This is a genomic window from Phenylobacterium sp. (genome assembly GCF_036263695.1).
In the GTDB taxonomy this organism is placed as follows: domain Bacteria; phylum Pseudomonadota; class Alphaproteobacteria; order Caulobacterales; family Caulobacteraceae; genus Phenylobacterium.
This window is the reverse complement of record NZ_DATAGM010000051.1, coordinates 1-8,142: the sequence shown is the minus strand read 5'-3', so window position 1 is coordinate 8,142 and position 8,142 is coordinate 1. Positions and strand designations below refer to the sequence as shown.

The 8,142-nt window shown below is 69.6% G+C and carries 7 protein-coding genes; 4 read left to right on the top strand and 3 right to left on the bottom strand.

What is annotated here, in order from left to right:
• On the top strand, positions 1 to 434 hold a 434-nt coding region (locus VHK87_RS01935; protein ID WP_329633208.1), incomplete at its 5' end, for a glycosyltransferase.
• Between the two features lie 8 nt (positions 435 to 442).
• Here the strand turns inward: VHK87_RS01935 and VHK87_RS01930 are convergent.
• Complete coding sequence (locus VHK87_RS01930) at positions 443 to 2,149, bottom strand: alpha/beta hydrolase family protein (protein ID WP_329633207.1); 1,707 nt, start codon at positions 2,147 to 2,149, stop codon at positions 443 to 445.
• Between the two features lie 188 nt (positions 2,150 to 2,337).
• Between VHK87_RS01930 and VHK87_RS01925 the strand changes: the two genes are divergently transcribed.
• The 3 genes from VHK87_RS01925 (at position 2,338) to VHK87_RS01915 (ending at position 6,760) form a co-directional block, all read left to right on the top strand.
• Positions 2,338 to 4,554: a TonB-dependent receptor gene (locus VHK87_RS01925; protein ID WP_329633206.1), complete on the top strand. Its 2,217-nt coding sequence runs from the start codon at positions 2,338 to 2,340 to the stop codon at positions 4,552 to 4,554.
• Between the two features lie 104 nt (positions 4,555 to 4,658).
• On the top strand, positions 4,659 to 5,429 hold the full coding sequence (locus VHK87_RS01920) for a DeoR/GlpR family DNA-binding transcription regulator (protein WP_329633205.1): 771 nt from the start codon (positions 4,659 to 4,661) through the stop codon (positions 5,427 to 5,429).
• Between the two features lie 83 nt (positions 5,430 to 5,512).
• A complete protein-coding gene (locus VHK87_RS01915) occupies positions 5,513 to 6,760 on the top strand; it encodes a serine hydrolase domain-containing protein (protein ID WP_329633204.1) in 1,248 nt (415 codons plus the stop codon).
• A gap of 105 nt (positions 6,761 to 6,865) precedes the next feature.
• Here VHK87_RS01915 and VHK87_RS01910 read toward each other — a convergent pair whose 3' ends face one another.
• Together VHK87_RS01910 and VHK87_RS01905 are read right to left on the bottom strand one after the other, a co-directional pair.
• Positions 6,866 to 7,612, bottom strand: coding sequence for an SDR family oxidoreductase (locus tag VHK87_RS01910; RefSeq protein ID WP_329633203.1), 747 nt, complete (start codon positions 7,610 to 7,612; stop codon positions 6,866 to 6,868).
• Positions 7,605 to 7,904 (bottom strand): hypothetical protein, encoded by a 300-nt coding sequence (locus VHK87_RS01905; RefSeq protein WP_329633202.1) that lies wholly within the window; start codon positions 7,902 to 7,904, stop codon positions 7,605 to 7,607. The genes VHK87_RS01910 and VHK87_RS01905 overlap by 8 nt, the downstream gene beginning before the upstream one ends.
• Positions 7,905 to 8,142 lie beyond the last annotated feature (238 nt).

Genomic DNA, 8,142 nt, shown 5'->3' with positions numbered 1-8,142 from the left:
GGCTCGCCCTGCAATACAAGGGCGAGGACGCGGAGGCGGTGCGCGCGCGCCTAGAGGCGCACGGCGTGGTGACGACGGTCGCGCCCTTCTTCCACGACATGGCCGACCAACTCGTCGCTGCGCACCTGGTCATCTGCCGCGCCGGCGCCTCGACCGCCGCCGACCTGACCGCGATAGGGCGGCCGGCCATCTTCATTCCGATCCCCCGCGGCGGCTCGGCGGACGAGCAGGACCGCAACGCGCGGGCCTTCGAGCACGCCGGCGCGGGCTGGCGACTGCCGCAGGACGAACTGGAGGCCGGCCGGCTCGCCCCGTTCCTGGAGGCGCTGTTGAGCGGCGGCGCCCTCGCCGGCGCCGCGGCGGCGTCGGCGAGACTGGGCCGGGCGGACGGCGCCGCGCGTCTCGCCGATCTCGTGGAGCAGACGCTCGCCTGAACGCTCGCTCAGCCGACGTGGGTGGCGGTGCCGGCGACGATGTACCAGGTGACGAACAGGCCGCAGACCAGCGCGCCGGGGACGTGGCTGCCGGTCCGTCGCCAGGTGAACACGCAGAGCACGGCCAGAGCCGTCAGCAGTACGACGAACTGCAGGGCGACGATGACGTTCAGCGCCTCGAACGGCAGCGGAAGAGCTCCGGTGGCGAACAGCACGGCGTACTGGGCTCCGGTGACGACCGCGAAGCCGAGCGCCAGGGCGGCGATGGCGGTGAGGTGCTGGCCGGCTCGGCTCTGGCCCTGCAGCATCAGCGCCGTCGCGCCGCGGAAAGCGACCCAGACGAACAGGGTGAAGGGGATCAGGTAGGCCAGGAAGGCCAGCGCCTGCCGCCCGCTCATCGGCTTCAGGGCGACGATCCAGAAGCGGAAATCAACATGGACGAGGCCGGCGAGGATCGCAGCCAGGTAGGCGAGGCCCACCACCGCCGCCGCCAGCAGGAGCGCGGGCCCCAGCGGCACGGGCCGCGCCGGAGAGCGCCTGCCCAGCCACAGGCCCAGCAGCAGGGCGATGGCCGTGTTGCCCAGCGCCCAGGCCGTCAGCCAGTTGTTGATCGACTGCGGGAAGACCGCGCTCGGCGGGATCGGCGGCGGCAGGGTGAGGATCGCGGCGTAGAAGGTCAGGGCGGGCACGAAGGCGCCGAGCAGCAGCAGCGCCCACCAGCGCCCGTCGCGCCGCTCGCGCGCCGGCTCAGGCGCGCCCCGCAGGCCTGCGAACAGCGGCAGGGCCAGCAGGGCCTCGAACGCCCCGGCCATCAGTACGAAGACGCCGATCAGCGCGACACCCGTTCCGATCTCCTTCCAGAACCATATCTGGTCGGAGGCGGGCCGGGGCGTGCCGCCCTCCAGCGTGCGAGCGAACCAGTCGAGGCCGTCGCCGATCGCCTCGGGCGAGATATGGTCACCGGGGTGGGTGGTGGCGGGCGTGTAGAGCGCCCGCGCCGTCCCGGCGGCGATGTCGCCGTAGAGCCGGCCGGCCTGCACCGGCCCGGCCGCGCCGAACAGGGCCTGCAGCTTCGCGCTCTCGCCGACCTTGCGGGAGTCGCCCACGCCCCACATCAGCGGCGCGAACTCGTCGTAGGTCGAGAACACCACCGCGACGTTGCGCGGCCAGGTGGCCGTGCCGGGCGCGGAGAAGGGCGGGCCCACCGACGAGCCCTCCAGCACCATTGACCGGTAGCCGTCCGGCTGGGCGGCTGCGGCGGCGAGCACCGTCCAGCCGCCCATGCTGTGGCCCTCCAGCCCGATGTTGGCCTTGTCGACCATCGGCAGGGCGCGCAGATAGGCGAGCCCCTCCGGCCCGCCGAACCCCTTCTGGGTCGCCGCCCCGCCGCTGTAGCCGTGGCCGCGCTGGTCCAGCGCCAGCACCACATAGCCGCGCCGGGCGAACTCGATGGCGAAGCCGCTCTGGGTCTCGCGGGTGTTGATGTAGCCGTGCACCGCCAGGACGCCTGGGGCGGGGCTCGCGGCCGTGGCGTTCGGCGGGGTGTAGAGCAGGGCGCTGAACTCGGTCCCGTCCGGCCCGTGGAACCGCACGTCCTCCACCCGCACCCCGCCAGCCGTCTGGACGACCGCGGCCAGGGTCACGCCCAGGGCGATCAGCACCGCGCCGAGGGCGAGCAGGCCCCAGCGGGCGCGACCCCGCTTCTCATCCGCCATCGCCAGCCCCTTTCGTTTCAACCCCAAACGAAAGCTGCGCTGCGGGCCCGCGGTGTGTCAACCGCACCATGGCAGGAGCGCCAGCTCGAAGACGGCGCGGCTTGGCCATTGACGGCTACGCCGCGCTTTCGCATACCTTTCGAAATAGCTTCGATATTCCAGAAGAAGCGAAAAATTGGGGGAGTCACATGACACGCGCGTCGTTCCGACTGCTGCTGGCCAGCGCCGCTCTGAGCGCGGCGCCCGTGGGGCCGGCCCTGGCCCAGGACGCCAGCCAGGTCGAGGAGGTGATCGTCACCGCCGAGAAGCGGGAGGCGCGGCTGCAGGACGTGCCGGTCTCGGTAACGGTGGTGGGCCAAGCCCAGCTCGATGCGCTGAACGTCGCCAGCGGCACCGAGATCGCCCGCCAGACGCCGAACCTGCGGGTCTCCAACCTCGGCAACGAGGACCAGCCGAAGTTCTCCATGCGCGGCATCGCCACGCCGGATTTCAACCTCAACACCACCTCGCCGACCGGCGTCTTCTATGACGAGGTCTATGTGGCCAGCCAGTTCCTGGGCGGCCCGCAGATCTTCGACCTGGAGCGGGTGGAGGTGCTGCGTGGGCCCCAGGGCACCCTGTTTGGCAAGAACACCACTGGCGGAGCGATCAACTTCATCACCCGCAAGCCGTCCTTCGACTTCGGCGGCGACGTCACCGTTCAGGTCGGAAACAACGAGTACTGGAAGGCGACGGGGGCGGTGAACGCACCCCTTATCGACGACAGGCTTGCTGCGCGTCTGGCCTTCAACGCGTCCCAGAGCAACGGCTGGGTGAAGAACCACAATCCGGCCGGCGAGGACCTGTCGTCCATCGACAACTACGCCCTGCGTCTCAGCCTGCTGTTCACGCCCACCGACGACTTTGAGGCCGTCCTCAAGATCGACCACTCGCGGGCCGAGCCGACCAACATCGGGACCATCAACGTCGGCCTGGGCCCTAACGGGACCAACGCTTTCGGGGTGAACCCGCGGGTGCACCCGCTCACCGGCCAGCCCTTCGACAACCACGAGGGGTACTACGACCGCACCGACGGCGAGATCATCGTCGAGGGCGACGGCGCGACCCTGACCATGCGCAAGGGCGCCGGGCCCTACAGCTTCACCTCGATCACCAACTACACCGAAGGCTTCTTTTTGAACCGGGTGGACGGCGACGGGTCCATCGCCCCGCTGCTGGCCATCGACTTCTACGCCGACACCTCCGAGTGGAGCCAGGACCTGAGGGTCGCCACTGACTACGATGGGCCGTTCAACTTCATCGCCGGCCTCTACTTCAGCCACGACGAGGTCGGCATCCGCACGGATTGGTGGTTCTTCGGCGGCGCGCTGGAGCGGTTCCAGCGCTACGACCAGGAACGCTCGTCCTGGGCGGCCTACTTCGACGGCTCCTACGACTTCTCGGACCAGCTCAGCCTCTACGGCGGCATCCGCTGGACTCATGACGAGGGCGAGATCTCCAACTTCCGGGTGACCGGGGCCGGGGCGCCGCCGATCGCGCCGCAGCCGACCAAGAGCTTCGAGGATTCCGCACCCACCGGGCGGATCGGTCTGCGCGCCAAGTTCACCGAGGACGTGATGGGGTATGTCCAGTACGCCCGCGGCTACCGCTCCAGCGCCATCAACGGCGGAGCGCTGTTCAACCCCGCCGACGTCAACATCTCGGACCCAGAGTACCTCGACTCCTATGAGATCGGGCTCAAGACCCAGCTGTTCGACCGCCGGCTGACGCTCAATTCATCGGCCTTCTTCTACAAGTATATCGACCAGCAGTTCATCAACACGGTGACGGTCGGCCAGTCCAACGTCGTCAACGCCGGCGAGGCTCGGCTTTACGGCCTCGAGGTGGAGGCGGTCGCCCAGCTGACGCCCGAACTCACCCTGCGGGCCGGCGGGGCCCTGCTAAGCGCCGAATACACCGAGCTGTCCCTGGCCGGGAACTGCAGCCCCCGGCTGGTCGCCATCGGCGACTGCGCCGCCTCTCAGGCCGGCGCCTTCGTGAGCAGCAACCTGGCCGGCAACCGGCTGATCGAGGCGCCCGAGCGCTCGTTCAACGCAGCTCTCGACTACCGCCGGCCGCTGGGCGACGACCAGGCGATCACCTTCCATGCCGACGTCAACTGGGTGGACGAGCAGTACTTCACCCCGCGCAACGACCCGCTGTCACTGCTGCCGGCCTTCTCGGAGTGGAACGCGGAAGTCGGCTACGAGCGCGGGCCCTTGCGGGTGGCGATCTGGGGCAAGAACCTGTCGGACAACGACAGTCCCGGCGGCATCGTCGGGCCGGACTTCGACACCTTCCTGCAGATCTTCCGCACGCCGGTCTATCCGCGCCGCTACGGCGTGGAGCTCAGCTACCGCTTCTGACGGAGAGGGGGCCGGCGCTCCCCGCCCTGGAGGCGGGGGGCGCTTGCCTTCTCCGGCCATCTTGGCCACGGTCGCGCAACAGCTGCGCCTTACTACGAGTTCGCATGTCCGCCCCCGTCCTGCGCCGGCACAAGGAGATCCTCGAGATCGCCCGGCGGACTGGCCGGGTGACGGTCGAGGCGTTGGCCGAGCGGCTGGGCGTCACGCCCCAGACCATCCGCAAGGACCTCAACGACCTCTCCGCCAACAGCCTGCTCTCGCGGGTGCACGGCGGGGCGGTGATCACCTCCGGCATCGACAACCTCGCCTACGAGGCCAGACGGGAGGTGGCGCGGGACGAGAAGCGGGCAATCGGCGAGGCGGTGGCGGCGCTGATCCCGGACAACGCGTCCATATTCATCAACATCGGCACCACCACCGAAGAGGTGGCGCGCGCCCTTGCGGCTCGGCGCGGCCTGCTGGTCATCACCAACAACCTCAACGTCGTCGACATGCTCTACCGCAGCCCCGAGATCGAGGTGATCGTCGTCGGCGGGCGGGTCCGGGCGGTGGACCGCGCCGCGGTAGGCGCCTTCGCCGTCGATTTCATCAAGACCTTCAAGGTCGACTTCGCGGTGATCGGCGCCTCGGCGATCGACGAGGACGGGGCGCTGCTCGACTTCGACATGAACGAGGTCCAGGTCTCCCAGGCGATCATCCAGAACGCCCGCCAGGTGGTCCTGGCCGCCGACTCCTCCAAGCTCGGCCGCCCCGCGCCCGTCCGCATCGGCCACATCGGCGAGGTCAGCGTCTTCGTCACCGACCGGCTGGCCAGCCCGGCGCTGCACTCGGTCTGCGAGAGCCACGGCGTGCGGGTGGTCCAGACGGCCGGCTGAGGCCCGCGCGGCAAGGGCTTGGCGAGACCGGCCCAATGCTGCGATATCTCGGCCTAACTGACAGAAGAACCAAGGGGGGACCCATGTATCTCGACCGCCGCACCCTGCTGCTCGCCGCCGGCGCCTCGGCCTTCGCGCCGGGCCTGGCCTTCGCCGCCCCGCCGATGGCCAAGCCGGAGGCTGTCGGCTTCTCCTCGGCCAAGCTGAAGGCGCTTGGGATCGAGATGCAGGCGCTGGTCGACCAGGGCAAGCTCGCCGGCGTCACCACTCTGCTGGCCCGCCATGGCAAGGTGGTGCACTTCGAGTCGCACGGCGTGGCGGACCTGGCGACCAAGGCGCCCCTGCGCACCGACCACATCTTCCGCATCGCCTCAATGACCAAGCCGGTCACGGGCGTGGCGATGATGATGCTCTACGAGCAGGGCAAGTGGGCTATGGACGACCCTGTCGAAAAGCATATCCCCGAGTTCAAGGGCCTGAAGGTGAAGGCCGCGGACGGTCAACTCGTCGAACAAGCCAGCCCCATGACCATGGCTCAGCTGATGAGCCATTCGGCCGGTTTCGACGTCTCCGCCGCGTACGAGGGCGCCAACCTGCAGGAGACGAACCTGCAGGGGATGATCGACAAACTGGCGAAGATGCCGCTGGCGTTCCAGCCGGGGACCGACTGGCGCTACGGGCCCAGCGTCAACATCCAGAGCCACGTCGTCGAGAAGCTGTCGGGAATGAACCTCAACGAGTTCTTCCAGACGAAGATCTTCCGGCCGCTGAAGATGGTCGACACCGGCTTCTACGTGCCGCCGCAGAAGTCCGCCCGGGTGGTCAAGGTCAACACCTACGGGCCCGACGGCAAGATCACCCCGGCTCCGGCCGGCGGGGACCCCACCCGCATCCCGACCTTCTGGTCGGGCTCGGGCGGCCTGCTCTCCACCGTCGAGGACTACTGGCGCTTCGCCCAGATGGTCGCCAATCGCGGCGAGCTGGAGGGTGTGCGGCTCCTCAAGCCCGAGACCGCCGTGCTGATGCGCAAAAACGTGCTCGCCCCCGGCGTGAAGGTCGACCTCTATGGCCCGAGCCAGGAGGGCGTCGGCTTCGGGATGGACTTCGCGGTGCTGATGGACCCGGCCGCGGCCGGCAGCCCCATGGGCCTAGACAGCCACTGGTGGGGCGGCGCCTTCGGCACCTGGTTCTGGATCGATCCCACCAACGACATCGTCTTCGTCGGCTTCATCCAGAACCTGCGCGGCTCCGTCCCCGGCGGCGGCACTCCGCCGATGCGCGACATCTCCCCGCGGCTGGTCTACGCCGCGCTGGATAACCCGAAGGCCTGACACCATCCCGTCATCCCGGACGGCCGCAAGGCCGATCCGGGATCCAGCCCGCCGCCTCGAAATCTCGGCCCCGGCTCTCCGCTGCGCCCGGGATGACGGGAGGGGTCAGCCCCGCCCGACGAACGGCATCTTGGTCGCCATGACGGTCATGAACTGCACGTTCGCGCTGAGCGGCAGGCCGGCCATGTAGACGACGGCCCCCGCGACGGCTTCGACGTCCATCACCGGCTCTTCCTTTAGCGAGCCGTCCGCCTGCGGCACGCCGGCGCTCATGCGGCGGGTCATGTCGGTGGCGGCGTTCCCGATATCGATCTGGCCGCAGGCGATGTCGTAGGCGCGGCCGTCGAGCGACGTCGATTTTGTCAGGCCAGTGATGGCGTGCTTGGTGGCGGTGTAGGCGACGGACCGGGGCCTCGGGCTGTGGGCCGAGATCGAACCATTGTTGATGATCCGGCCGCCGCGCGGCTCCTGCGCCTTCATGATCCGGAACGCGGCCTGGGTGCAGAGGAACGCCCCGGTGAGGTTGACGTCGACCGTGCGCTTCCAGGCGGCGAGGTCCAGGTCCTCTAGCGGGACCGGCGGCGCGCCCGTGCCGGCATTGTTGAAGAGGAGGTCCAGGCGTCCAAAGCGGTCCTGCACGGCCGCGAACAGGCGGGCCACCTCGGTCTCGTCCGCCACGTCTGCGGCGTGGACCAGCACCTCCCCTTCGCAGGCGGCCGCGGTCTCCTCCAGCCGCTGCGCGCGTCGCCCGGTCAGCGCCAGCGACCAGCCCACCCGCGATAGCGCCACGGCGCAGGCCCGGCCGATGCCGCTGCCGGCCCCGGTGACCAAGGCGACCTTCGGCTCAGCCATCCGCCTCTCCCGACGCCAAGGTGATCCACCGCCGCGGCCACCGCCACCCCAGCGGGCGGACTTCGCCGGGCTTCAGGGCCAGCGACCTGACCGTCTTCGGCGACAGTTCGGAGACCACGTGCACCGGCTCCAGCCCCTTCACCGGGCTGACGGCGACCTCCCCGGTCAGCCGAGCCTTGTCGATGGCGGTCCACTCGGCCTTGGCGCGGTCGTCATGCCCCACGGCGAAGAAGTGGCGCAGCGGCTCCGGCTCGCCCGCGACCTCCAGCATCACCCCGATCATCCACGCCATCGGCGAGCGATAGCACGATCTGCGCCCCGGTCGAGCGGGGCCGCAAAAGGAAGACCGGGCGCGGAGCATGGCTCCGGCCCGGCCTCGGCTGACGCGGTATCGGGGGGGAGGATCTACGGCGTCAGCACGACCTTGACGCACCCGTCCTGCTTGTCGCGGAAGGTGCGGTAGAGCTCCGGCCCGTCCTCGAGCGTGCCCCGGTGAGTGATCATGAAGGTGGTGTCGATCTCGCCTTCCA

What these genes read in the sequence shown, in the direction of transcription:
- VHK87_RS01925 (WP_329633206.1), top strand. Translation starts at nt 2,338, where the DNA reads ATGACACGCGCGTCGTTCCGACTGCTGCTGGCCAGCGCCGCTCTGAGC.
- VHK87_RS01930 (WP_329633207.1), bottom strand. Translation starts at nt 2,149, where the DNA reads ATGGCGGATGAGAAGCGGGGTCGCGCCCGCTGGGGCCTGCTCGCCCTC.
- VHK87_RS01905 (WP_329633202.1), bottom strand. Translation starts at nt 7,904, where the DNA reads ATGGCGTGGATGATCGGGGTGATGCTGGAGGTCGCGGGCGAGCCGGAG.
- VHK87_RS01915 (WP_329633204.1), top strand. Translation starts at nt 5,513, where the DNA reads ATGTATCTCGACCGCCGCACCCTGCTGCTCGCCGCCGGCGCCTCGGCC.
- VHK87_RS01910 (WP_329633203.1), bottom strand. Translation starts at nt 7,612, where the DNA reads ATGGCTGAGCCGAAGGTCGCCTTGGTCACCGGGGCCGGCAGCGGCATC.
- VHK87_RS01920 (WP_329633205.1), top strand. Translation starts at nt 4,659, where the DNA reads ATGTCCGCCCCCGTCCTGCGCCGGCACAAGGAGATCCTCGAGATCGCC.